Consider the following 23,047-nt stretch of genomic DNA (forward strand, 5'->3'; position numbering starts at 1 on the left):
GTGATGAAGTTCACATCTGGTTTGTTTCGGCGCTGTCTTAATACTACTGGAAAGTGGTATTTTAAGGGGGAGGTTATGCAAAAAGGTTGTACATGTGGAAAATATTCTAAGAAGATGCTATAATCGGAATGGCGTTTTTAAGCGGTACTTTCAGAAGTCAGGGTTTTCCCGTTGGGTGTAAAGTTTAAATTTTCGTGTTTATGTTAAGCAAGGCGTTGATCTCGGTTAACGTATGGTTAATCAAAAATTTACAAACTATGATGTATAAGTAACCGCACTTAGTGGTCTTTTGTGTTTTATGGTGTGAGTGTTTCCCGATTTTAGGGGCGTTTTTCTTGTGCCTAATTTGATTTGATTTTTTTGCCGTAGGGTGGAGTTGAGATGCGTATATTAGTAGTCGATGACGAACAGAAGGTAACAGATTACGTGAAGAGTATTATTACCTCTGTTGGGTATGTTTGTGACACGGCTTCTTGTTGCCGTGATGCTTCAGCACTGATTAATTCCAGCAAGGGCGATTATCAGTATGACCTTATTATCCTGGACAGGGTTCTCCCGGACGGAGATGGCTTAGATATGATCTTAAATTTGCGTTGCAAGAACATAAAAACTCCCGTGATATTTTTCTCTGCTCTCTCCTCTTATGAGAACAGGATTAAGGCTTTCGATTTTGGTGCTGATGATTTCATTGCAAAGAGTGAGCTACATAAGGGTGAGTTCCTTGCTCGCATAAGGGCTGTTCTGAGAAGATGCTTCAGTCACCACTTTTCAAAATTCAAACTTGGTAATATGCTGGTGGACTTTCACATGCAGGTTTGTAAGATGCGCGGTAAAGTTGTGCAACTGACAAACAAGGAATACTCAATGTTAGAGTTGATGTGTCTTCATGGTAGGGGAGCCATAATATCTAAGGACAAGTTTATAAGCCACCTTTATTCTAACAATGAGCCAACAGAGCAAAAGATTATCGATGTTTTCGCTTGCAAATTGCGCAGCAAGCTGGCTGCTTATAACGACGGTGTGAGTTACATAGAGACGGTTTGGGGAAGAGGGTACACGTTAAATGAGAATGTTCCCCCAATAAGAAGCGTGAAGAAATCTAAAGCTGTTTCTATGGGTGATGATAATCCTATGGGAGCCGAGGCTGGGCATGAGCTCCAGAAGAGTACCACCTAAGTGAGAAAGTTGTAGCATTAAGGGTGTCCAAGATTTGGGGGTTTCCTGCTTTTCTCGTGCCACGGGTAAAGGGCGTTCCTCCTCTGTTTAGGGCCTTTCAGGTACGGCCTCTGTTTGCTTTCTGATCCAGGTTTTCAGTCTGTTTTGTAAGTCCTTATCTTGCAGGGCGAGTATCCTGCAAGCAAGGAGTGCTGCATTTTCTGCGCCGGCTTTTCCTATAGAAAGAGTGCCAACTGGCGTGCCTGCGGGCATCTGGCATATCGAAAGTAGGCTATCCAAACCGTTAAGCGCCTTACTTTCTACTGGTACTCCTAGGACCGGAATATCGCTTATGGCTGCAATCATTCCTGGTAAGTGAGCTGCTCCTCCGGCACCTGCTATTATTGTCTTAATTCCTTTGTCTGCTGCGTTTTTTGAAAACTCGTATAACCTTGCTGGAGTTCTGTGTGCTGATATCACATAAGTCTCAAATTGTACTATCAACTGTTCTAGTATTTTCTCCGCATACTGCATAGTAGGATAATCAGACGTACTGCCCATTACTATTGCTACTTTGTTAGAACTCATTCTCACCATTGCAACAAATATAAAATTCTAATTCATCCATAAAAGTACTCAATATGGATACACGTTTGGTCCCAAATAATTATCAAGAACGAAATTGAATAATTGGACCTGGATTTCCACACACAAACCCATTTTGGTACATCTCCTCTTAGTCATGATTCTCACGGGGGTAATAGAAACTTCTACCAACGTAGTCTTGGTTGTGGCTCCAGAGATAGTTCTGTACAGCCTGCCTTAAGTCTCTCTATAGCTGCCCAGGCTATCATTGCTGCGTTATCCGTACATAAAATACCTTCTGGAAAGTGCAGCGATAAGTCGCGATTCTTTGCAAACTCTTCTAATATTTTTCTTATGTAAAGATTGGAGCCAACTCCTCCAGCTAATACAACCTTAGAATGGTTGCAAATTTTCACAGCTTGTTCTAATTTACTGAGCACAATTCTTGCCACGCATGCCTGGAATGATGCGCAAATATCTGCCTTATCTTGTTCTGTTATTTGGGGCAATGAAGTAATTATTTTTTTTAGAGCTGTTTTTATCCCTGATAGGGAAAAATTACAACCAGATTGATTTATCAGTGCTGCTGGTAAACGAAAACGTTCTGAGTCGCCTTTGATTGCGAGCTTTTCTACAGTTTTTCCTCCGGGGTATGTGAATCCAAGCATAGTTGCTAGCTTATCAAATGCTTCACCAAATGCATCATCCAGTGTTTCTCCAAGAAGGACATAATCACCTATCTTTCTTGCATCGATAAGTTGAGAATGTCCTCCTGAAATCACGAGACAAACAAATGGGAAATTAATTTTCTTTGCAAGTCTCACAGCAAGTAGGTGTCCTTCGAGGTGGTTTATTCCAAAAACAGGTTTTTTAAGTGAAAATGCAAGACCACGAGCCATCATCACTCCAACTATCAGCGATCCAACCAATCCTGGACCAACTGTACAAGCAATTGCTGTCAATTTTTCAAGATCGTGCGCTTGAGCTGCCCTTCGTAGTATCTGGGGTAAAATTTTCAAATGCTCCCTGGATGCAAATTCCGGGTAGACCCCATTATATCTGCTATGGTCCTGGGTGAAAATTTCGTGAAAACAAACCTCTCCCTCTTCGGAAACAATTGCAACCGAGGTTTCATCGCAACTTGTCTCTACGCCTAAAATTACATGATTGTTCATTCAGGGTAAGACTTCCCTCCAGAATCCCGCAGGAGACCAATTTGCTTGTAAAACTGCTTCGCGCCTGAATGAATTGGTATATTCCCAGCTTCTGGAATGAGATCAACTTTTGTTATGTGCGAAAAAGCCGGATGTGTTCCTTGTAAAGCGGAAAAATTCGAGAAGACGCTGCTTACCAACTTATATGCTTTATCATCAGAAAAATCTTCAAGAACATAAAACCCCGATTTCACTGCAATGGTTTTTGTTTCTTCCTCAGCTAATCCTGGGTAAAGGTCAACGGGAATGTCATAAGAATAATAATACGGATGGTCTAGAAGTAACTTCTTTCTTGTTTCATCATCTAATGATACGAGTTGCACACTACAGGTAGCAGAAGCTTCCTGAAAAAGCCCACTCGGGTGGCCTATAACCATTGTCATTACATCAATTTTGCCATCGCAAAGAGCACGCACTTGCTCAGATGAGCTCAACTCCGTGGTAAGTTTAAAGTCACCACTTGTCCATCCCTTGACTCTCATGATTTTTTCCATGGTCCCTCTGACTCCAGTGCCGGGTGCACCAATGTTAACGATCCTATGTTTGATTCCATCAAAATCTCTTATTCCTAAGTCCTTTCGTACGAGAACAGTAAAGGCCTCTTTGTGCGTGGAAAAAAGTGAACGAAGTGAGGACATAGGTTGCATAGAACTAAAGAGCCCCGTGCCATTGTATGCGTCATAGGCCCAATCCTCTTGTGCTGCTGCAAGTTCTAAGTCACCATTTCTGAGGGCGTTCAAATTGTACATAGTACCGGGTGTGGATTGGACTGAGCAAGATACGTCGAGTGTGTTATCATTTATCGAGTACTTTCTGATGAATCTGCATATTGTGTTGCCCGTGGCATAGTATACTCCGGAGATAGAGCCCGTACCCACCCTCATGAAGTAGCGTTCTTCACCGATTGCATGGTTCAAGAGCAGCGATAAAAAGAAGAGTACCAACAGATTGGAGCGAAAGTTTAACATCTAGAACCTTTACAGCGTCTGCAGTCTTAATTATATTTGACAACAACAACGAATACAAACGGGAGTCGATTAAAAGGCAATCGTTCAGTATTTTTCTTTTAGCTCCAGTAGTCTGCCAACACATATTCTCCAAAGTGACGCTTTCTTAATTTTTACTAACTGAGTTTTGCTATTGCTACGTATGTGGTTTATTCTTTGCTTGTTGTTCAAGACCCGTAGTTCCTATTTTCCTTTGGGCTCCGTTTTCTGGGCAGTGTATCATAATTTCTATGAATGTGACCACTTACGATTTTTTGAATGCATCTTTTTCTGAAAAACTGCGCTCCGTGGAGGAAGTGTTGTATGATTCTATGGCCACATTTACGAAGCTAAGGAGCATAGAGGATGCAAAGAAAATGCTTTCTAGTGGTAAAAGGATACGGGCTTTATTATCCCTGCTTTCCTTTGCTCTTTGTGAAAACTCCGATACTGATGTAGAAATTCGTGCTGCCGCAACAATTGAGCTAATTCACAATGCGACACTCATGCATGACGACGTTGTAGATGAAAACAGTATTCGTCGTGGTAAGCCTAATATAAAAAGCATTCATGGAAATAGAATAAGTGTTCTTACAGGTGATTTCCTTCTCAGTGTAGCCTTTGAGATTATTTTAGAGTGTGAGAACCTGAGCGTGGTGTTGTTGCTTTCAAAAACGGCAAAGCAGCTCTCTGAGGGTGAAATGCTACAGCTTCAAAGTATTGGTGAGATAGTTAGTGAATCTGAGTATTTGGAAGTTATTGCAAGAAAGACAGCTGTCTTGTTTTCCGCTGCTGCAGAAATAGCAGCGATACTGACTGGTAAAAAGGAGTATGTTGTTATCCTTAGAGAAATAGGATTTCTGATAGGTATGGCATTCCAAATTATTGATGATGTTCTGGACTATGGAGAGTCTCAGGAAGTTGGCAAAAGTGTTGGCAATGATTTTCGAGAGTGTAAATTTACTCTACCGTGTGTCATTGCGTACAGAGATGCAAGATCTAAGGCTGCAAAGGAATTTTGGCGCGAGGTATTTTTTACAGAGGAAAAAGACATACAGGAAGCGCGGTTTTTTATGTATGAAGTGGATGCTCTAGCAAAAGCGATGGAAGTTGCACGTGACTACCTTAGTAAGGCAGAAAAAAAAACTCTCGATATTTGAAAACAGTGCAAGTTTACTCACAATGAAGACTTTTCTTAGGTACACTGCCGAAAGGCCATACTAAACTAATTAGAGTTTGTATTGTATTCATGCTAGTGCTGCTAAAATTTCTGTTGTAAAAGGTTCTCTTTGAGATAGTTCATGTGTTTTCCATCTTGTAAGTGGGTAGATGGTATTTGTCGCTGTTGAGTGTCTTCTTCCCAAGAGAGATCGGAGTTTTGCTTTGGGTAGTCGCATTTATCAATTTTTTACATAAAATCTTTCGATTATGGTACAGATTTATTTCCCAATAGCTGAAGTTGCAATACCCCTATATGCAGTAATTGCTTTGGGTCTGATTTCAGGAATTATGGCCGGACTTTTTGGTATTGGTGGAAATATCATTATTATTCCTACCTTAATTTTTATGGGTGTTGCACCAGCGGTAGCAGTTTCTAGTGCTGTAAATCAGACAATTGCATCTGGGTTTGCTAGCTTCCTCAACCAGTTCAAACAGGGAAACGCAGACTTACCAATAGCTCTTTCTCTCTCCCTTGGTAGTCTGTTTGGGATAACATTGGGATCATTTTTATTGATGTATCTACGTAATACAGGAAACGTCGATATTGCAATTTTTCTCGTATACGTTGTCATGCTCAGTATTACAGGGTGTGTTATGGCATTTGACAGCATTCGCAAATTATTATTTTTGTTTCGTAATGAAATAGGGCTTCATGAACATATGGAAAAGCCTTACAAAAATAAATTCATAAAACTGGTTAATGGACTTCCTCTTCGGTATTACTTTCGTAGTGCAAAGGGTGATATAAGTCTAGTTGCTCTTTTTCTTTTTGGGACAGTTGTAGGTGTGATTCTATCCATATCGGGGGTTGGCGGTGGGTTTATTCTTGTTCCTGTGCTCATGTATGTTTTCAATCTTCCCGTCCGCATTGCAATAGGAACCTCAGTTGCTCAATCTGTATTGGTTTCTGTTGCCACTGTTTTTTTTCATACAATCACACTAGGTACAGTGGATATGCTTTTAGGATTCTTATTGAGTATTGGTGCGATTTGTGGTGTCACTTTTGGAGCAAAACTAAACTTAATTTTCCACCCAGTGGTAATTAGATTATTGCTTGCTTTTGTGATGTTTGGTGCTGTACTCAGGTTGGTGTTTACATTGCTTGTGACACCTGAAAATCCATATTCTTTTTCTATTATTTGATAGTGAAAATAAAAAGGTTTTTTGCTTTTGTTGCATTTTGTCTACTGCCCTGTAAAGCGAATAGCTTTTCTATTATAGCGGATCTTTCGCCTAACAGAGTTGAGATACATTCTAAATTTACAGGAAAAAAAATACTAGTTTTTGGAGCAGTTATGGAAAAAGCAGACAACGTTATAGTTATTATCCATGGTCCGAAAAAAGATATTGCTGTACACAAAAAGATCCGAGTTTTTGGTTTGTGGACAAATGGTGCTAAGGTTGAGATAAAGATGATGCCTCTATTCTTTTCTTTTTCCTCCTCAAATCATAGATACGAAGAAGTTGATAAGGTATTTCACGGAGAATTCACGCCGTTTTCGTATATTTCAAGCTCAAGTAGCGAAATGACTGCGTTCACTGAAAGTAAGGTCCGTGACTCTCTTTATCAGTTCGATAACAAAATTGAGATAATCAATGGAGGTCTCTTTCGTGGAAGTATCTTTCTTCCAAGCAATATACCAAAAGGGGAGTATGTTGTCGAAGTAGTTGCACTAAGGGAGAACAAGATTATAGGGATCGAAGTAACGCCACTTCTGATAGTGAAAACAGGTCTCGATGGGTGTATTTTTGAACTAAGCCGCTCACACCCACCACTTTACGCATTGGCTGCAGTCAGCGGTGCACTTATTATAGGTTGGATTGGATCTATATTGCCGCGAATGGCAAAAACTCTATTGAAAGGCAAAGGAAAAAGACCACCTCTATAGAAAAAAATCCCACAAAAGCAATACAATAACCTATAGTGGTACAGTGAAAACAGCATGAAAGACAAGGCCCACAAAAATAATATTGATATTTGTGGGCCTCGCCACCATATGATGAAAAACTTAAATTAGTACGACACCTTCACACCAGAAGTCAGGACAAAACCTTTGTTATTGTCTTCAGCTTTAATCCCAGTCTCCTGAGCCATGAAACACTTGGTGTTAATGTAAGGTGTGAGCTCATACGTGCTTCCAGTGATGCGATAATGCGTACCAAGGGAAACAACTCTGAGTGTATTCACTCCAACATTTTTCACGAAGGTATTGTAACTCTCCATATAGCCAAGGCTAAACATTACAGGGCCTTCTTCATATGCAGCACCGAAAGTCATGTAAGCACTATCACCGTCTGTTGCTTTGAGTTGACTGTTATCGGCGAAAGCCTTACTCAAATCAAGCTGCATGTCCTTCAATTTTTTAACTCCAGAGAGGTACGTACTACCCCATGATCCAGCAAGCTTTATAGTGTGAATCTGAGCCGATGCACCGACTTCAAAACGTCTGAGTGGATGATGTTCATCACCAGTTGGAGCGCTGAGACCGGCCTGACCACTAAAGGAAATGGCATATTTCAGATTTCCTTTTTTCCCAACATAGCCAGCACCCATATCAATAATGTCATGGTACGTGCCATCCGCAGTAGAGTTTGTGTAACCTAATGCCATCCGCAAATTGCCCAGTCCAGTAGTAATGAAGTTAGCTCTTAGTGGATTATTGTACGGGGTATAGTAATCTGCGTGCACCAAGAAAGGGCGTTGTACATCCTTGTGACGTTTGCTCTGGCTACTGCTCCCTGTTCCCGTGCTATGCGTAGCACCTAGAGGGCGTCCTTCAAGATTAGCAAGTGTCGTCCAACTCAGATCATTAAAACCACCACCAACAGCAGCGATGGAAGATACATCAATCCTGATTGGTTGTACAGCACTATCACTGACGCGGCCCATTTCAAATCTTCCGTAACCGGTTTCAAAGAAAACGTACGCATTATCGGCAGCAATCGCGTCCTTTCTACTAAACTCTGCTTCTAGGAAACCACCATAAGCGAAGTTGCCTAGTGTACGTCTAGCTTCTATGGATAATTTGTGCTTGTTGAACAAGTCAGTGTTACGTGTGTAATCACCTAGAATACCACCGTCAGACAGTGTCTTAACGTTTTTCACACTATTACTACTAGCGTCATTGCTAGTGGTGCCATTATAGGATGACTCGATATCCTTACCGTTTGCATCTACAAGGACATCGATCTTTGGAAGACCTTTTGCTAATTTGAAGAAATCCTTATTACTTCCGTAACCGAACGAGAAATCGTTACTACCCTTTACTCTAAACACGAAATTCACAGCATCGCAGTTATCGATCCCGTTTGGGTCAGACGAGCCATTACAACTGCACCCCGGTGAGCCAGTTCCCCCAGTTGTACAACGGTCCGCAAATTTACTCAATCGGGCCTTGACCTGATTAGGGCCTGTTTTATTGCAGACACATGGTTTATTTGATGTCGTTTTTTCAACAGCCGGAACTTGATCCTCTGTCAAAGGCACCTCGGACGCGCCTGCGACGCCGGCTAGTGCCGCCGTCAAAAGTAATATCTTGCTAAGTTTATACATAAGCTTCTAGTAAAAAATAACATAAAAACGTTTCCATCCAGGTCATGCCTCTACGAGCGTAATAAATAGCGAACCCTTCTCTCCGAATGTTACATGGATAATACGTTTTCGTAAACAGAGAAACTGCAATACTTCCTGAAGATACAGCTTAATTATCAAAAAGTCCAGCACTAAGTACTATGCATTTCAGTTGTTGAGGGATTTTGTCGATACAAAACACTTGTGGAGAGGCGGAAAGAGTCGGTTATTGCCGATATACAGAGTACGGTAAAGCAACCAAGGAGTATGCACTTATATCACACTTGGTGTGCTAGACAAAGGAGAACGAATGAAACTGCCCATCCAGATGTGGTCCCCAGTATATGCATGATGGTATGTCCACGCATAAGTGATCTTTGGGGAAACCTATTGAGGAGCAACTACCGCTTTTAGCATTGCAGCTGCGTCGTCTGCAACACTACTCTTGTCTATTGATGATTTCACCCCTTGCATCACGATAATCTCGGACGGTTTGCAGTTATTTATCGCGTATTCCATCGCTTTTTTTCTATCCTCAATTTCAATTGCCTTTGGGCAGCAAGACATAAGTTCGCGCCGAGTTTTCTCCGTTAACATGCTACCATGGCTATCGCTAGTGAAGATTATCCTATTTACCATTTTTGCTGCGATTTTGGCCATCTTTAGGGTATTCCTTGCCTCATAATTCTCGCTGCATCTGAGCACGAGGGTGACATCATTATACGGAAAATGCCACTTGATAGAAAGTAGAAGATCATGCAGTTCACTCGGGGTTTGGGCACAATCTGTCATAATTTTGCGCTCCTCTCCGTAGTCTTCTAGAAACTCCATATACCCAGCCAATGGGCTAATTTGTTCATGTTCAATGCTGGATGGATCTATGCCGCATGAGATAGCTAATCCCATTGCTGTTACAAGATTATTCCCTTGGAACTTTCCGAGTATATTTGTATGAACAACCATTTCCTTTCCAAGGATTTTCATTGTTAGTATTTGTCCTTTTTGTGTTGGCAATTGAGAGATCAATTGTATGTCGCTTGTGGCTCTTCCGTATGTGCAAACTTTTTTATTTGGACAGTGTTGCATTATTCTTGTTGTGTACTCACTAGCGACTGGTAGCACCATAATGCCATTCTCGGGTAATATCTCTGAGAGCAGCCTTATTTTCGTCTGAAGGCGTCTATCTACATCTTCAGGTTGTTCTAAATCGTCGCGTAGCAGATTGGTGAAAGCAGCAGCCTTTAAGTTAACACTATCTATCATCCTGCTTTCAATTGCTGCAGCTGAAATCGCTAAGCAACAATATTCGATCCTTCTCTCTGCTAGATCGTCAAGAATGTTGTACATGTCTGCAGCATCTGATATCAGATGATCTTTTTCTTGCCATAACTTGGGAGTGTCCATTGGTTCGTTTGACACACTCAAAGTGACGGCTTTTTTTCCGGCTAGTGTGCATACTTGAGAGAAAAAATGCCCGACACTTTTCCTTCCACTTGTACCAATTATTGCACACACAAATGTTGGCTGTTTCTTCCACATGAAAGAGCATATTCCGTGATATATCTGCTGTGGTTGAGCGTGCACAAAGAAATCAACACCTTGTTCGAGGCATTCTTCATATTTTTGATTTGTTAGTATGCTCTTCGCGCCACGATTGATTGCCTCCCGGATGTGTGCGTGTTCTTTTTCTGATGGCGCATAAAATAGGAAATCTTTCCCAACTTTTTGAGGATCCGAAGTAATGTTCTTGATTCTTCCCTTTGATATTTCTAGGCAAATTTGCTCGTATAGCGCAGCCATCTTCTTCCTCCCCTAAATATTACTCCATCTTCTGCGATGAGTTCATCCTATCCGAAGCAGGATTCCATACAACAAATTTACCTTATTTAACGCTTATTTTATACCCAGCTTAAAGTTGCACAGGTCCTTGATAATACAGTTTTCGCATTCTGGTCTCCTTGCTTTACAGACGTACCTTCCATGCAAGACAAGCCACAGGTGCGCTTGTGGTAGGAAGGTTTGTGGAATGCTTTCAAGTAATTGTTTCTCTACTTCTAAGACATTTCTTGCATGCACGAGTCCTATTCTGTTGCTTACTCTGAAGACATGTGTATCTACAGCAATTCTCTTTTCTCCAAAGAGTGTACACAATATCACGTTCGCTGACTTTCTTCCTATTCCTGGAAGGGACTGTAGATATTGAAAATTATTAGGTATGTCAGTCTGTTTATCCGAAATCAGTTTCTTTGCTAAGGCGATGATATTTTTTGCCTTGTTGTTGTACAAACCGATTGTTTTTATATACTCCTTCAGTTTTGCAAGGTCCATTTTTGCGTAATGCTCTGGTTCGTATGCAACACGAAATAGAGCTTTTGTTACTTTGTTTACACTAACATCTGTGGACTGTGCGGATAGCAGCACCGCTATGATAAGCGTAAATTTATTTATATATTTTAACTCGATTTTGGGCTCTGGCATTTGTCTCTGAAACCTTTCTAGGATTTCAACCACCCAGGAACGTGAAGGATGTGTTTTTTGCATCATAAGCTATAGAACCTTCACACCCGTCAACGAAACTGTGTACTTCACTACCAGCTTTGCTATCATCCGTTTCACATTACCTTTTCGAGTATGTGAAACAAGAAAGTGGCATTGAGCAGATGTAACACAGAGCTAAAACAGATATTGTGAGCCATGGTTTAAGTATCAAAGCGACTGCAATGGTGACAAAGAGAAATATTAATGTGGACTCTAAATAATGCGGGACGGCAACATTTTTTAGTGAGAAGGTTGGTATACTACTTACAGTGAGCATTGAGATCACTGAAAGATAACCGAGTAAAAAATAGTGGTGTGTTGCAAATAGCACAACAAAGCTGCAATCGTTGGAGGCGAATATAAGTATTACTGGAAGCACAGCTAAGATTCCTCCAGCTGGAGCAGGAATGCCGCAAAAGAATTTTTGTGGTTCTCCATTTGTTCCGGGCAATATAGCAGTGACGTTAAATCGTGCAAGACGAACAGCCATACAGACAACGAACACCATTGTAATTCCCCAACCGAAGACTCTGATGTTGTGCAACTCCCACAGGTACAACATGAATGCGGGCGCTACACCGAAACTCACCATATCAGCTAAAGAATCAAGTTCTGCGCCAAAATTGGAACTCGACTCAAACATCCTAGCTAAACGGCCGTCTATCCCGTCCATAATAGCTGCAACCACAATTGCTCCAATAGCGAGCTCCCAGCGACCTATGAGCGAAAACCTTATCGAAGTGAGCCCAAGACACAAACCACAAAACGTAATAAAATTAGGGAAAAACCTTGTTATCGGAACAGAACGACTCTTCACAATCTATCAGTCGAGAAAACGCTCAGTTACAAAAGATGCCGTCTCATGAAGCAATGCCAGAATCGTTTCGCCAGCGACGACAGTTTGTCCTTCAGAAACAAGCAGGGGCATATCTTTTGGGATATATACAGTGACCCTGCTGCCAAACTTAATAATGCCAAATCGCTTTCCGGCAGAAACTTGCTGATCTTTTTTCAAATCACAAACCACACGCCGCGCAAGAAAACCTGTCTGTTGAACAACCACCACGTTCCTACCGTCTGCCATCTCTATTGTGCTTTCCTGTCTCTCGTTTTCATCCTCGGAGCTATCGTAGTCAGCACGCAAATTCTTTCCAGGCACATAGTGTAGTCTTTTCACTATGCCATCAACTGGTATACGATTAACATGCACATTCAAGGGGCTTAAGTAAATACTAACTTTCTGCATTTCTTCGACCAGCTCACTACTTTGTGGTGGTAAAGCACTTTCGATCTTGCAAATTAATCCATCTGCCGGACTAAGGACAAAATCTCTTGATACCGCTATTGCGCGCTGCGGATCCCTGAAAAAGTAGGTGACCAGTGCAGTAACACAGATTCCACACAAACCTAGTGCAGGAACAAAAAAAAAATGCTACCGCTGTGCAAGCTATTGCAAAGCTAATACTGAGCAGGCCTTCCTTATGAAGCGAAAATTTAGTCACGATGCGAATATATAAATCCCCCTGGATATTCTCAATTCAGTACTACATCAAAATTCATTTTGCAATTACCCGAATAGAGCTAATTTCTCCAGAATTTCCTCTTCTTTTTTTTCCATGGCCAATGTTTCCTTGTCAGAGGAATGATCATAACCTAGTACATGTAACACCCCATGAATGAACATATGCAATAAGTGGTCTTCAAATTTAATTTCATTCTCCAGGGCTTCGATAACTAGCCTGTCAAAAGAAAGTATCACCTCTCCTATGATTCCAATTCCGATTTGTTCGTTTGTGTAATTGAATGACAAAACGTTGGTTGGAGCATCTTTTCCTCTATAATTTTTGTTTAAGGTTCTTATAAACTCATCATCTGTCAATACGACAGAGAACTCAGCCTTCTTTCCTTCTAGACAACATTCAAAGGCTTTTTGTAGCAAGGCATCGAGATTCTTTATTTTTTTTGTCCAACGGGGGTCTATGATTCGAATTTCTAGCATACCAACGTAGCAGATATTGCGGCCAATACAAAGAATTAATAATTTTACTTAATTGTGCGAGAAAACTCAATATATTAACGAAGCTAGAGATGCACTAAAGCAGACAAAAAACACCCGGCCTAAAATAACCCCGATTTATCTTAACGCGATAAAAATCCAGGAAAATCGGTATCTCATATCTGTTGACACCGTCAAAAATACTTATGCTATGAGATCTGCAACCGTTTTACCTATCAGAGCCGGAGTTTCCGCAATTACGACTCCGGCGTCTTTCATCACTCTTATCTTACTTTCTGCAGACTCATCACTACTCGAAATAATTGCTCCAGCGTGGCCCATCCTCTTTCCAGGAGGAGCAGTAGCACCGGCAATAAAACCAACAGTTGGTTTTTTAGTTTGTGATGATTTCAACAATGCGCAAGCCTTTTCCTCAGCTGAACCACCAATTTCACCAATCATGACAATTGCTTCAGTTTCTGGATCGTCCAAGAACATTTTTACACAATCCACGAAGCTAAGTCCTTTTACTGGATCACCACCCACACCAATACATGTGGATTGTCCGAGGCCCATTTGTGTTGTCTGTGCAACCGCTTCATAGGTGAGTGTCCCAGAGCGAGAGACAATGCCTACTTTTCCACGCTTATGGATATATCCTGGCATTATACCTATCTTGCATTCACCAGGCGTTATGATGCCCGGGCAATTTGGACCTATCAACAGGCTTTTAGAGTTACTCAATGCGCTCTTAACGCGCATCATGTCTTGAACAGGAATTCCCTCTGTTATACACACGATCAATTCTATTTCCGCATCAACTGCTTCAAGAATTGCATCCATCGCAAATGGTGCCGGGACATATATCACTGTTGCATTTGCTCCAGTCTCTTTTTTTGCCTGGTACACGGTGTTAAAAACCGGTAGTCCCAGGTGCATTTGACCTCCTTTACCGGGTGTTACGCCACCAACCATTTTTGTACCATACTCAATAGCCTGTTCAGAGTGAAAAGTACCCTGGTGGCCTGTAAATCCTTGACAGATAACCCGTGTCTCTTTGTTAACTAAAATTGCCATTCAAATTTCCTTCCTTGTCAGTTTTACGATCTTTTGTGCCGCATCACCAAGTTCGGAGGCGGTCACAATATTCAGTCCAGAGTCCTCAATAATCTTCATTCCAGCAGAGTAGTTAGTGCCGGAGAGACGGACGACCAAAGGCATAGTAAGACCTATATCTTTGGCTGCTGCAACTATACCCTTCGCGATGATATCGCAACGCATAATACCACCGAAAATGTTCACTAATATGCCAGTGACATGTTTGTCAGACGAAATTATTTTAAATGCGTTCGTGACTTGCTCTAGGTTGGCCCCACCACCAACATCTAGGAAATTTGCAGGACTAGCACCATAGTATTTTATGATATCCATTGTTGCCATCGCGAGTCCGGCTCCGTTTACCATACAACCTATGTCACCTTCCATTTTGATGTAGTTGAGGTTGTATTTTGATGCCTCAATTTCTTTGGGGTCCTCTTCGTATAAATCTCTTAGTTCTAGCGTGTCTGGGTGACGATAAAGTGCATTATCGTCAAAGTTAATCTTTGCATCTAAAGCTATGAACTCACCTCTACTATTTGCTATCAGGGGGTTTATTTCAACTTGGGAGGCATCCCTTGTGACAAATAGAGCATACAATTTCTTCACGAGCGGCGTGAACTGCTTAATTTGAGCAAGACTGAGTCCCAGCTCAAATCCTATTTTCCTTGTGTGAAAGTCGGATATACCAATACTCGGATCTACAAAGACTTTCTTGATTTTTTCTGGTTTTAGTCTTGCAACTTCCTCTATCTCCATGCCGCCTTCTTCTGAGGCAATTATAGCTACTTTCGCGCTTTCTCTATCAACCACCATGCTTAAGTAGTATTCTTTCAGGATCGACTGTCCAGCCTCAATGTAGACCTTCCGTACTTTCTGCCCCGCTGGAGAAGTTTGATGAGTTACCAGGTTCATACCAAGCATTTTTTTCGTGTTATCTATCGCCTCTTCAACAGAACGACAAATCACGACACCGCCAGCCTTACCTCTTCCCCCTGCATGTATCTGAGCTTTCACTGCAAATACCTCGCCACCTAGTCGAGCTAGACTTTTTGCGATTTCTGAGGTTTCTGTATTCTCTTGGACCAAAAACCCGGCGGGCGTGGGCACGCCATAGACTTGCAGTATCTCCTTTGCTTGGTACTCATGAATGTTCATTTGTTTGCTTATCCTGAAAGATTTTCTTACACAGCTGAGTACCTTTTAGCACGTAAGATTTGCCCAAACAACCTAGACTGTTAACATGATGGCTTTGTTTTTATGGAAACCTTGGATGTAAAGAGCCGTGACGTGATACGATGAATTATCCTGGCAGATTTAGCTCTAAGATTTGTGCGTGTTGTTTTTATGTTCCATAAGACGTACAATTGCGATCTCACATGGCGATGTAGCTCAGCTGGTTAGAGCGGCGGAATCATAATCCGTAGGTCGTGGGTTCGAGTCCCACTTTCGCTATTTCCTTCTTTATGAACGAGCATCGGATTCTTTCTGAGATTATTTCTAGAATTGCAGAGCCCTTTTCTCTTCTAAACGATGCGTTTGTGCTTGATGATTTCGTTATTACGAAAGATCTCTTGGTAGAAAGTATTCATTTCTTTCCCTTTGCAGAGCCGCGTAATCTTGCAAAAAAAGCTTTGAGAGTGAATTTGTCCGACCTTGCTGCAATGGGTGCTGAACCAGTCGGTTATTTTCTCGGACTTGTCTTAGGTGAAAAACATAAAAGTTCAACATGGCTGAACAGATTTGCTGAGGGCCTTCTTGATGATCAACACTGCTATGGAATTAAACTTTTTGGGGGTGATACGGTTATTCATTCTGGGCCGCTTCTCATAAGTGTTACGATGATCGGGAAAAAAGCGGAGCATGTTTTAAGTCGTTCCGGTGCAAAACGCGGAGATGAGCTCTGTATCAGCGGGCCGATAGGTGACTCGCACCTGGGGTTACTTTCGTATCAAGGTGAATTGCAAGAAAATTCATACTTTCGCGGCAAGTATGATTTGCCGGAGCCATGTCTTGATGTGAGTAGGGATATAATCTCTAGCGTGACTTCTTGCATTGATATTTCTGATGGTTTGTTAAGTGAAGCTCAACACCTAGCAAAGAATTCTGCGGTTTCTATCACGATTTTTTTTGATAAGGTTCCTATTTCCGATGAAGCAAAAAGCGTATTGCTCAAAAAACCGGAGATTCGTAAAGAGCTCCTAACGGCAGGTGACGACTACCAGTTGCTTTTTACTGTTCCTCGAGAAAATCCCGTGACAAGAAAATACCCGGTGATCGGTTTTGTTTCAGAAGGCATGGGGGAAGTTAGAGTGCTTGACTCGTTCGGAAGAGAGATCTATTTTGACAGTTCAGGCTTTGTACATCGTTAAACTAGGCAGTATGGTTGAGTTATAGGGAGTAAAGCGGTCTACGCAGACTTAAGTTTGGCTTCCTGGAGTGAATATACCCAAGTATTAGTTGATTGGCAACTTCGGAGTTTTCCGACAAAGGCTTTTTTTTATCTGTTGAAATTGATATCATGGATTCCCGCAAGGATATATTGGAGAGTATGGAAACTTGTGTGCAACGCTTCGTGGTTGCAAACTGGAAGATGAATGGCAGTCAGCAATTGTGTGACGTTTTTGTGAATCGCTTTTCTACTTTTGCTTTCAACCCTGCGGTCGAGATTGTGATAGCACCTCCGGCTGTCTATTTAGGACAGATGAGAACTGCTGTAATGTCTTCTGATTTGCCCTTAGCTCTGGGAGCACAGGATTGTGCTTCAGGTGATAATACTCCTAGCACTGGTGACATAAGTTCTAGGATGTTTAAAGAGGTTGGTGCGAGGTATGTCCTTGTAGGACATTCCGAGAGGAGGACTTTGCACTGTGAATCGAGTAAAGTGGTGGGTATGAAGGCCAATGCTGGATTGCGCAGTCGCCTTATACCGATCATTTGTGTTGGGCAGAATAACAGGTCCATAAGCAGAGAGAGTCTGACCAAGCAATGTAGGGATTCAATTCCAATGAATAGCCACGACTTCATAGTGGCTTACGAGCCGGTCTATGCAATAGGAACAGGTATTGTGCCTTCGAACGAAGAGATTGAAGAGGCGGTCAGTTTAATCAAGGGTGCTGTCGGGGATGCAGTACCGGTGCTTTATGGTGGTTCTGTTTCTCCAGCTAATTGCTCAGAGATTTTTGGTGTGAAAAACCTTGGTGGAGTGCTTGTAGGTGGTGCGAGCTTAGATCCGGATAGTTTCATCAAGATCTGTGAGGTTGCAAATCGGTTTTGATCCTAGAGTCTTGACCCCTCTTTGAGTTGGGTTTGAAGCGGTGCTATGGTAAGCTGTTCCGTGTTGGTGGGTTTTTTTGAACTTTTTATGGAGAAGTTTACACTTGTTACTTTCTATCATCTCGTGCAGTTGGAGAACTACGAGGATATGCGCGACGAACTCCTTTCGTATTGCATTGGAAAGGGATTAAAGGGCACAGTTTTGCTTGCCATGGAAGGAATCAATGGCTCGGTTGCTGGTCACGATGGCGAAGTACGTGATTTCCTCGATTTTGTTCGAAGGGATGACAGGCTCTGTGGTTTGGAGTGGAAAGAGAGTTACACTAGTTTTCAACCGTTTCAAGAAATGAAGGTTCGCTTGAGGAAAGAAGTCGTTGCTCTTGGGTGTGCTGAGTTGGAGAACATGGGAATGTGTGAGACCGGTGAATATGTAGAACCTGAAGATTGGACCAGCCTGATAGCGCGTGAGGATGTAAAAACTATTGATATTCGTAATTTATACGAAACTAAGCTTGGCAGGTTTAAGTATTCCATAGATCCAGAGACGATCAATTTCAGAGACTTTCAGGACTGGGTAAGAAGGTGGATTGAAAAAGATAATATCAGCACGGACCAGAAAATAGCGATGTATTGTACTGGCGGTATAAGGTCCGAGAAGTCCACTGCGTATATGAAGATGATTGGTTTCAAAAATGTCTACCAGCTCAGAGGTGGGATAATACACTATCTTTTAAAAACTAAGAATACAGATGGTGCATGGGTCGGGGATTGTTTTGTGTTTGACGATAGAGTTGCGGTGAACGTGGATCTTGAACCTGTACAGCTCAAGTGTTTAGAATGTAGCTGCGTTGTGAACACGGATGATTTAAAGAACATTCCTAGAGGTAGGGTGTTATGTTCGGGTTGTGGACAGAATACCCAATTTAGCTGAGTAGATCTCCCATAAAAGTGGTGTGAAGAGAGAGTTTAATCGCCTGTGAATTGCTTTAATGTCCTGGCTTCTCCTTTTATGGGATCGACTTATTTGCAATGCATGTTCTGTGGTGATAAACGTTTTTCCGTTTTCTAAGGTGTGAATAGTGGTGAACGATCTAATTAAATTGAGTGTTGCGGAGATGCATCTTGCATTGGTGCGTCGGGAAATTTCTTCTCTAGAACTAGTTGAGGCACATCTATTGCAGATAAGAGAGCGAAATCCTCATACCAATGCGTTGATACTTGTAACAGAAGAAGAAGCTAGACAAAGAGCAAAACTTGCGGATGAGCGCCTCAAAAGAGGGAAGAGTATAAATACACTTACCGGTATACCTTGCGTCATTAAGGACATGTATTGCACTAAGGGTGTCAGGACCACTGCTGCGTCGCGTGCCTTGAGAAATTTTGTGCCGACATATGAGTCTACGGTAACAAGTAAGCTAATCGATGCTGGTGCAGTGATGCTTGGCAAAGCTAACATGGATGAATTTGCTATGGGTTCTTCCAATACCTCCAGTTACTTTGGGCCAGTGAAGAATCCGCTTAATGGAAAGAAGGGGGTCGATCTTGTTCCTGGTGGTTCGTCTGGTGGTTCTGCTGCGGCGGTTGCAGACTATTATTCCCCGTTCTCGCTTGGCAGTGATACAGGTGGTTCTGTACGACAACCTGCTTCTTTTTGTGGTCTTGTTGGTCTTAGACCGACTTATGGTCGCTGTTCACGTTGGGGAATGATTCCGCTGGCAAATTCTTTGGACCAGGCTGGCATATTTAGCAGAAACGTTGAGGATAATGCAGCAGTTTTTGAGGTGATTTCTGGCTATGATCGTAAAGATTCTACATGTGCCAAACTAGAGCCATTCAAATATAACAAAAACCCGGATATACGTCACATAAGGGTTGGCATACCGAAGGAGTGTAAGGTTAGTGGTCTGAGCTCGCATATAGTAAAATTATGGGAAAGTACAGCTGACATATTGAGGCAACTTGGGGCAGAAATAATTGATGTCTCGCTCCCATGTGTGGAGTATTCTTTGATGGTGTATTACATCATATGTTCTGCTGAAGCGTCCTCCCAGTTAGCGCGCTATGATGGTATACGCTACTCTCCTGATCCTTCAATTAGTGCATCTACTATTTCGGAACTATATGAGAAGTATCGTTCGGTTTCTTTCGGTAGGGAGGTGAAACGTAGGCTGTTTATGGGTACACATGTACTTTCCTCTTCTGGCTACTCTGATTACTATGCAGCAGCGAAAGAACTACAAGAGGAGATTGTCAGCGAATATTCTGCAGTGTTTGAAAAGGTCGATGTGATACTTAATCCCACTGCGCCGAATGATGCATTTCCGATTGATGGGAAATTAGAACCATTGGAGATGTACATGAACGATATTTTCACTGTTCCAACAAGTGTTGCTAAGCTACCGTGTATTTCGATTCCCGTGGGGTTGTCCGAAGATGATATGCCACTGGGTATGCATCTTACGGCAAATTATTTTGCTGAAGAGTTGCTTTTGAACGTTGCTCTAGCTCTGCAAAATGCACTTTCCAAGTAAGTTGTGCGATGAGGGAATTTTATATTTGGGTGCTATCTTTTATTTTTTGCAGTCAAAAGTTATAATACCGATCGGTTTGGATACTGCGTTTATGGCGAAAGCAAAGAAAAAAGGTGCTACTCTCTTTAAAGTGGTCAGTACTGAGGGTACCGGGTTTTTTTACCTTGTGTGCCGTAATCTCAAGAATAAACAGGAAAAATACTCATTTAGAAAGTATGACCCTGTTATCCGCAAGCACGTGCTTTTTAAGGAAGCTAAACTAAACAAGTAATCTTCTTGGCTACACATGTCCGGTAGAAAGAGACGACTCCTGCCGTTCTTTGTTTTGCTGCCGGTCTTCATGCTGCTTCTTGCCTTTGCGTCTGTTCCGCTCTATAGCCTCTTTTGTAAAGCGACTGGCTATGCCGGCACCGTTAAGAGATCAAAACGCGGTTTCGACTTGCCAATTGGTTCTCGTGATATAGTCGTGAGATTTAACGCGGATGTAAGTAAGAATCTGCCGATACGTTTTTTTGTCCAGGACTATCCAATAGTTGTTAAACCAGGTCAGAATGCACTCATATTCTATGCGGTCGAGAACACCACAGACGAGCCAATTGAAGCGATTGCAATCTATAATGTCACACCCTATAAAGCTGCCAAATATTTCAATAAAGTTGCGTGCTTTTGTTTTGAAAAACAGATACTCCCGCCAAGGAAAAAGGTAGTAATGCCCGTATCATTTTTTATTGACCCGGAGATTGAAAAGGATCACCAAATGGATGAGATAAAGACATTCACCTTATCATATACTTTTTTTAGATACGCGGAATATAACGCGGGATGGTTAAAATAAATTTTATATCACCTAACGTATTTTAGGTAAAGATGTTTTCGGTTTTTCCCACAGCGGACACAATATATTGAGCTACGGCGAAAAAAAACGACATATCGTATTCCAAGGTAGAAAAGTCCCCTGTTCTCGTTGTTTGCTGGGAAAGAGCTATCCTGATATAATGCGGTAATCCTTCACGTTTATACTTTTTAGGCCCTCAGTTTATCATGGGTATTATTAACAATAGGTTCATCAATGCATTTTTGGATGCCCTTCCATCTCCTAAAAAAAAGTCGCTCGAACCAGTGTTAGAGTCTAATTCTCAGTCGTGTAATGGCGGTTTTGCGTTGACAGGATCCACATTAGTGGCGCCGCAGGTGAGCTCTTTTGGGATAAATGAAGTCCGTGCAAGACCTACAGAAGAATTGTTTCAGCGGGCAGCTCGTGATTGTATCTCGGAGGTTGAGGTTATGGATCATGATCTTCAGGAAATCCGAAATGGAGTGGTGAGCGACCTTTTAGATGGAGGTTGCGAGGATGGAATATATCACGACGGACAATGCGTTGATGGTGTTGCGGATTCATATTCCTCAGATGCGGTGTTATTAGCGGAGCAACATGACAAGTGTACCGAGGGTATCGGTCCAGCGGAGTGGGATAGGGTAACGAGAAAGTTGCGTAAATTCTACGGCGAAAAGATTTATGGAAGCTGGTTGAAGTTCATGTCTTTTAAAGAGATGAAATGTGGTCAGGTTTTTCTTTCTGTTCCAACAGGGTTCATAAAGGAGTGGATCACCGTGAACTATTTGGGTAACATTCTTGGGTTTTTGCGGAATGAAGATCCGACAATCATCTCGATAGAGATAAGTGTGAATAAAGAGCATGATAGAGCTCTCGAATCAGACCGTGAAGAGCTAGTTGCACCCTTTGTAAAATCTAAAATCAGCGGTGAAAGAGATCGATTTGATAGAGGGAGTTTTTCTGAAAGTTTAAGTAGCAGCATAGATCGAAGTAGGACATTTGATAGCTTTGTTGTTGGTAAGTCAAATGAACTTGCATTTACGGCTTCTAAGCGTGTCGCAGAAGCTGCTGAGTTGCCAATTCCAGGAAGTAACCCTTTATTTCTGTATGGTGGTGTAGGCCTTGGAAAAACACACCTCATGCATGCAATTGTCTGGCATATAAAAGCGAACTATGCAGACCGTAGAGTTATTTACCTCTCAGCGGAAAAGTTCATGCACAAGTACATTACCGCATTGAAGAACAAGGACATGATGTCATTCAAGCAGATTTTTAGGTCTGTGGATGTCTTGATGGTTGATGATGTACAATTTATTAGTGGCAAGGAAAGCACTCAGGAGGAGTTTTTTCACACGTTTAACGCTCTTATAGAGCAAAACAAGCAGCTTGTTATTTCAGCTGATAGATCTCCCAGTGATTTGCAAGGGGTTGAGGAGCGGATACAGTCACGTTTGTCTTGGGGGCTTGTTGCAGACATTAATCAGACAACATTTGAACTGCGTGTTGGTATCTTGGAATCTAAATTGGAGCAAATGAAGTCTGATATTGTTGTTCCAAAAAAGGTAGTGGAGTTCATGGCGAGAAATATAGTGTCGAACGTGCGTGAGTTGGAAGGTGCACTTAACAAAGTTATAGCGCACTCAGAGATTACTGGGAGTGTTGTCACAGTTGATTCTGCTAAGGATTTGTTGGCCGATATATTGCGGACAAATAGTGTTGCGGTCACTTTAGAAAATATTCTTGCTAAGGTATCAGAATACTTTGGTATTAAGATTTCAGATCTTAAGTCGCAAAGAAGAGTTAAGGATGTTGCCTATGCGAGACAAATGTGTATGTTCCTCGCTAAGACACTTACACAGAGGAGTCTCATCGATATAGGCAAGTTTCTCGGGGGTAGAGATCACGCTACGGTGATACATTCTGTGAGAAAAATCGAGATTTTGATTAAGAATGACGCAAGAGTCGCTGAAGATGTCAGAATACTCACTAAGAGGTTGACATGATCACTGAAACTGTCGCTTCTTTATTGATGGAATAGTAT

22 protein-coding genes and 1 tRNA gene are annotated in these 23,047 nt (G+C 41.9%); 12 read left to right on the plus strand and 11 right to left on the minus strand.

From position 1 onward, the window contains the following. Positions 1-381: 381 nt before the first annotated feature. Positions 382-1,176 (plus strand): response regulator transcription factor, encoded by a 795-nt coding sequence (locus tag NRI_RS00970; RefSeq protein ID WP_015816110.1) that lies wholly within the window; start codon positions 382-384, stop codon positions 1,174-1,176. Positions 1,177-1,263: 87 nt separating this feature from the next. Here NRI_RS00970 and purE read toward each other — a convergent pair whose 3' ends face one another. The 3 genes from purE to NRI_RS00985 all read right to left on the minus strand — a co-directional run bounded on the left by purE (position 1,264) and on the right by NRI_RS00985 (position 3,922). Then, complete coding sequence (purE, locus tag NRI_RS00975; RefSeq protein ID WP_041351579.1) at positions 1,264-1,743, minus strand: 5-(carboxyamino)imidazole ribonucleotide mutase; 480 nt, start codon at positions 1,741-1,743, stop codon at positions 1,264-1,266. 182 nt (positions 1,744-1,925) lie between these two features. After that, on the minus strand, positions 1,926-2,915 hold the full coding sequence (tsaD, locus tag NRI_RS00980) for a tRNA (adenosine(37)-N6)-threonylcarbamoyltransferase complex transferase subunit TsaD (RefSeq protein WP_015816111.1): 990 nt from the start codon (positions 2,913-2,915) through the stop codon (positions 1,926-1,928). Beyond that, a complete protein-coding gene (locus tag NRI_RS00985; RefSeq protein WP_015816112.1) occupies positions 2,912-3,922 on the minus strand; it encodes a TAXI family TRAP transporter solute-binding subunit in 1,011 nt (336 codons plus the stop codon). Before NRI_RS00985 ends, tsaD begins: the two co-directional genes overlap by 4 nt. Positions 3,923-4,191: 269 nt before the next feature. On the opposite strand from NRI_RS00985, the gene NRI_RS00990 reads away from it, so the two are divergent. The 3 genes from NRI_RS00990 to NRI_RS01000 all read left to right on the plus strand — a co-directional run bounded on the left by NRI_RS00990 (position 4,192) and on the right by NRI_RS01000 (position 7,050). Next, a complete protein-coding gene (locus NRI_RS00990) occupies positions 4,192-5,100 on the plus strand; it encodes a polyprenyl synthetase family protein (protein WP_015816114.1) in 909 nt (302 codons plus the stop codon). 268 nt (positions 5,101-5,368) lie between these two features. Then, on the plus strand, positions 5,369-6,304 hold the full coding sequence (locus NRI_RS00995; protein ID WP_015816116.1) for a sulfite exporter TauE/SafE family protein: 936 nt from the start codon (positions 5,369-5,371) through the stop codon (positions 6,302-6,304). Positions 6,305-6,306: 2 nt separating this feature from the next. Further along, positions 6,307-7,050, plus strand: a complete 744-nt coding sequence (locus NRI_RS01000) for a TIGR02186 family protein (RefSeq protein WP_015816117.1) — start codon at positions 6,307-6,309, stop codon at positions 7,048-7,050. A gap of 125 nt (positions 7,051-7,175) precedes the next feature. Here the strand turns inward: NRI_RS01000 and NRI_RS01005 are convergent, their stop codons facing one another. From NRI_RS01005 to sucC, 8 genes are all read right to left on the minus strand, one after another. Then, positions 7,176-8,714, minus strand: coding sequence for a porin (locus NRI_RS01005; RefSeq protein WP_015816118.1), 1,539 nt, complete (start codon positions 8,712-8,714; stop codon positions 7,176-7,178). A gap of 405 nt (positions 8,715-9,119) precedes the next feature. Further along, complete coding sequence (locus tag NRI_RS01010; RefSeq protein WP_015816119.1) at positions 9,120-10,532, minus strand: Mur ligase family protein; 1,413 nt, start codon at positions 10,530-10,532, stop codon at positions 9,120-9,122. A 93-nt stretch (positions 10,533-10,625) separates the two neighbouring features. Next, positions 10,626-11,276 carry an endonuclease III gene (gene nth / locus NRI_RS01015; protein ID WP_015816120.1) on the minus strand — a complete coding sequence of 217 codons (651 nt, stop codon included), beginning with the start codon at positions 11,274-11,276 and terminating at the stop codon, positions 10,626-10,628. A gap of 73 nt (positions 11,277-11,349) precedes the next feature. Further along, positions 11,350-12,087: a CDP-alcohol phosphatidyltransferase family protein gene (locus tag NRI_RS01020; RefSeq protein WP_015816121.1), complete on the minus strand. Its 738-nt coding sequence runs from the start codon at positions 12,085-12,087 to the stop codon at positions 11,350-11,352. A 6-nt stretch (positions 12,088-12,093) separates the two neighbouring features. Next, positions 12,094-12,675 carry a phosphatidylserine decarboxylase gene (locus NRI_RS01025; protein ID WP_015816122.1) on the minus strand — a complete coding sequence of 194 codons (582 nt, stop codon included), beginning with the start codon at positions 12,673-12,675 and terminating at the stop codon, positions 12,094-12,096. Positions 12,676-12,837: 162 nt separating this feature from the next. Further along, positions 12,838-13,269, minus strand: coding sequence for an rRNA maturation RNase YbeY (gene ybeY / locus NRI_RS01030; protein WP_015816123.1), 432 nt, complete (start codon positions 13,267-13,269; stop codon positions 12,838-12,840). A gap of 201 nt (positions 13,270-13,470) precedes the next feature. Further along, positions 13,471-14,343 carry a succinate--CoA ligase subunit alpha gene (gene sucD, locus NRI_RS01035; protein WP_015816124.1) on the minus strand — a complete coding sequence of 291 codons (873 nt, stop codon included), beginning with the start codon at positions 14,341-14,343 and terminating at the stop codon, positions 13,471-13,473. Then, positions 14,344-15,522, minus strand: a complete 1,179-nt coding sequence (gene sucC / locus NRI_RS01040) for an ADP-forming succinate--CoA ligase subunit beta (RefSeq protein WP_015816126.1) — start codon at positions 15,520-15,522, stop codon at positions 14,344-14,346. A 223-nt stretch (positions 15,523-15,745) separates the two neighbouring features. Between sucC and NRI_RS01045 the strand changes: the two genes are divergently transcribed. The 8 genes from NRI_RS01045 (at position 15,746) to dnaA (ending at position 23,009) form a co-directional block, all read left to right on the plus strand. Further along, positions 15,746-15,819 (plus strand) — tRNA-Met (locus tag NRI_RS01045). A gap of 11 nt (positions 15,820-15,830) precedes the next feature. Next, positions 15,831-16,736: a thiamine-phosphate kinase gene (gene thiL / locus NRI_RS01050; RefSeq protein ID WP_041351418.1), complete on the plus strand. Its 906-nt coding sequence runs from the start codon at positions 15,831-15,833 to the stop codon at positions 16,734-16,736. Positions 16,737-16,828: 92 nt separating this feature from the next. Then, entirely contained in the window at positions 16,829-17,641 is an 813-nt protein-coding gene (gene tpiA, locus NRI_RS01055) for a triose-phosphate isomerase (protein WP_015816127.1), read from the plus strand. A gap of 87 nt (positions 17,642-17,728) precedes the next feature. Further along, the gene (gene trhO / locus NRI_RS01060; protein WP_041351583.1) at positions 17,729-18,571 is read left to right on the plus strand and encodes an oxygen-dependent tRNA uridine(34) hydroxylase TrhO; all 843 of its coding nucleotides are present in this window, start codon (positions 17,729-17,731) and stop codon (positions 18,569-18,571) included. 151 nt (positions 18,572-18,722) lie between these two features. Further along, positions 18,723-20,171 carry an Asp-tRNA(Asn)/Glu-tRNA(Gln) amidotransferase subunit GatA gene (gene gatA, locus NRI_RS01065; protein WP_041351585.1) on the plus strand — a complete coding sequence of 483 codons (1,449 nt, stop codon included), beginning with the start codon at positions 18,723-18,725 and terminating at the stop codon, positions 20,169-20,171. A gap of 91 nt (positions 20,172-20,262) precedes the next feature. After that, on the plus strand, positions 20,263-20,442 hold the full coding sequence (rpmG, locus tag NRI_RS01070; protein WP_015816130.1) for a 50S ribosomal protein L33: 180 nt from the start codon (positions 20,263-20,265) through the stop codon (positions 20,440-20,442). 15 nt (positions 20,443-20,457) lie between these two features. Next, the gene (locus tag NRI_RS01075; protein WP_015816131.1) at positions 20,458-21,006 is read left to right on the plus strand and encodes a cytochrome c oxidase assembly protein; all 549 of its coding nucleotides are present in this window, start codon (positions 20,458-20,460) and stop codon (positions 21,004-21,006) included. 206 nt (positions 21,007-21,212) lie between these two features. Then, on the plus strand, positions 21,213-23,009 hold the full coding sequence (dnaA, locus tag NRI_RS01080; RefSeq protein ID WP_015816132.1) for a chromosomal replication initiator protein DnaA: 1,797 nt from the start codon (positions 21,213-21,215) through the stop codon (positions 23,007-23,009). Positions 23,010-23,047 lie beyond the last annotated feature (38 nt).

This window comes from Neorickettsia risticii str. Illinois (assembly GCF_000022525.1).
GTDB lineage: Bacteria > Pseudomonadota > Alphaproteobacteria > Rickettsiales > Anaplasmataceae > Neorickettsia > Neorickettsia risticii.

What these genes read in the sequence shown, in the direction of transcription:
- NRI_RS00970 (WP_015816110.1), top strand. Translation starts at nt 382, where the DNA reads ATGCGTATATTAGTAGTCGATGACGAACAGAAGGTAACAGATTACGTG.
- purE (WP_041351579.1), bottom strand. Translation starts at nt 1,743, where the DNA reads ATGAGTTCTAACAAAGTAGCAATAGTAATGGGCAGTACGTCTGATTAT.
- tsaD (WP_015816111.1), bottom strand. Translation starts at nt 2,915, where the DNA reads ATGAACAATCATGTAATTTTAGGCGTAGAGACAAGTTGCGATGAAACC.
- NRI_RS00985 (WP_015816112.1), bottom strand. Translation starts at nt 3,922, where the DNA reads ATGTTAAACTTTCGCTCCAATCTGTTGGTACTCTTCTTTTTATCGCTG.
- NRI_RS00990 (WP_015816114.1), top strand. Translation starts at nt 4,192, where the DNA reads ATGAATGTGACCACTTACGATTTTTTGAATGCATCTTTTTCTGAAAAA.
- NRI_RS00995 (WP_015816116.1), top strand. Translation starts at nt 5,369, where the DNA reads ATGGTACAGATTTATTTCCCAATAGCTGAAGTTGCAATACCCCTATAT.
- NRI_RS01005 (WP_015816118.1), bottom strand. Translation starts at nt 8,714, where the DNA reads ATGTATAAACTTAGCAAGATATTACTTTTGACGGCGGCACTAGCCGGC.
- NRI_RS01010 (WP_015816119.1), bottom strand. Translation starts at nt 10,532, where the DNA reads ATGGCTGCGCTATACGAGCAAATTTGCCTAGAAATATCAAAGGGAAGA.
- nth (WP_015816120.1), bottom strand. Translation starts at nt 11,276, where the DNA reads ATGATGCAAAAAACACATCCTTCACGTTCCTGGGTGGTTGAAATCCTA.
- ybeY (WP_015816123.1), bottom strand. Translation starts at nt 13,269, where the DNA reads ATGCTAGAAATTCGAATCATAGACCCCCGTTGGACAAAAAAAATAAAG.
- sucD (WP_015816124.1), bottom strand. Translation starts at nt 14,343, where the DNA reads ATGGCAATTTTAGTTAACAAAGAGACACGGGTTATCTGTCAAGGATTT.
- sucC (WP_015816126.1), bottom strand. Translation starts at nt 15,522, where the DNA reads ATGAACATTCATGAGTACCAAGCAAAGGAGATACTGCAAGTCTATGGC.
- thiL (WP_041351418.1), top strand. Translation starts at nt 15,831, where the DNA reads ATGAACGAGCATCGGATTCTTTCTGAGATTATTTCTAGAATTGCAGAG.
- trhO (WP_041351583.1), top strand. Translation starts at nt 17,729, where the DNA reads ATGGAGAAGTTTACACTTGTTACTTTCTATCATCTCGTGCAGTTGGAG.
- rpmG (WP_015816130.1), top strand. Translation starts at nt 20,263, where the DNA reads ATGGCGAAAGCAAAGAAAAAAGGTGCTACTCTCTTTAAAGTGGTCAGT.
- NRI_RS01075 (WP_015816131.1), top strand. Translation starts at nt 20,458, where the DNA reads ATGTCCGGTAGAAAGAGACGACTCCTGCCGTTCTTTGTTTTGCTGCCG.
- dnaA (WP_015816132.1), top strand. Translation starts at nt 21,213, where the DNA reads ATGGGTATTATTAACAATAGGTTCATCAATGCATTTTTGGATGCCCTT.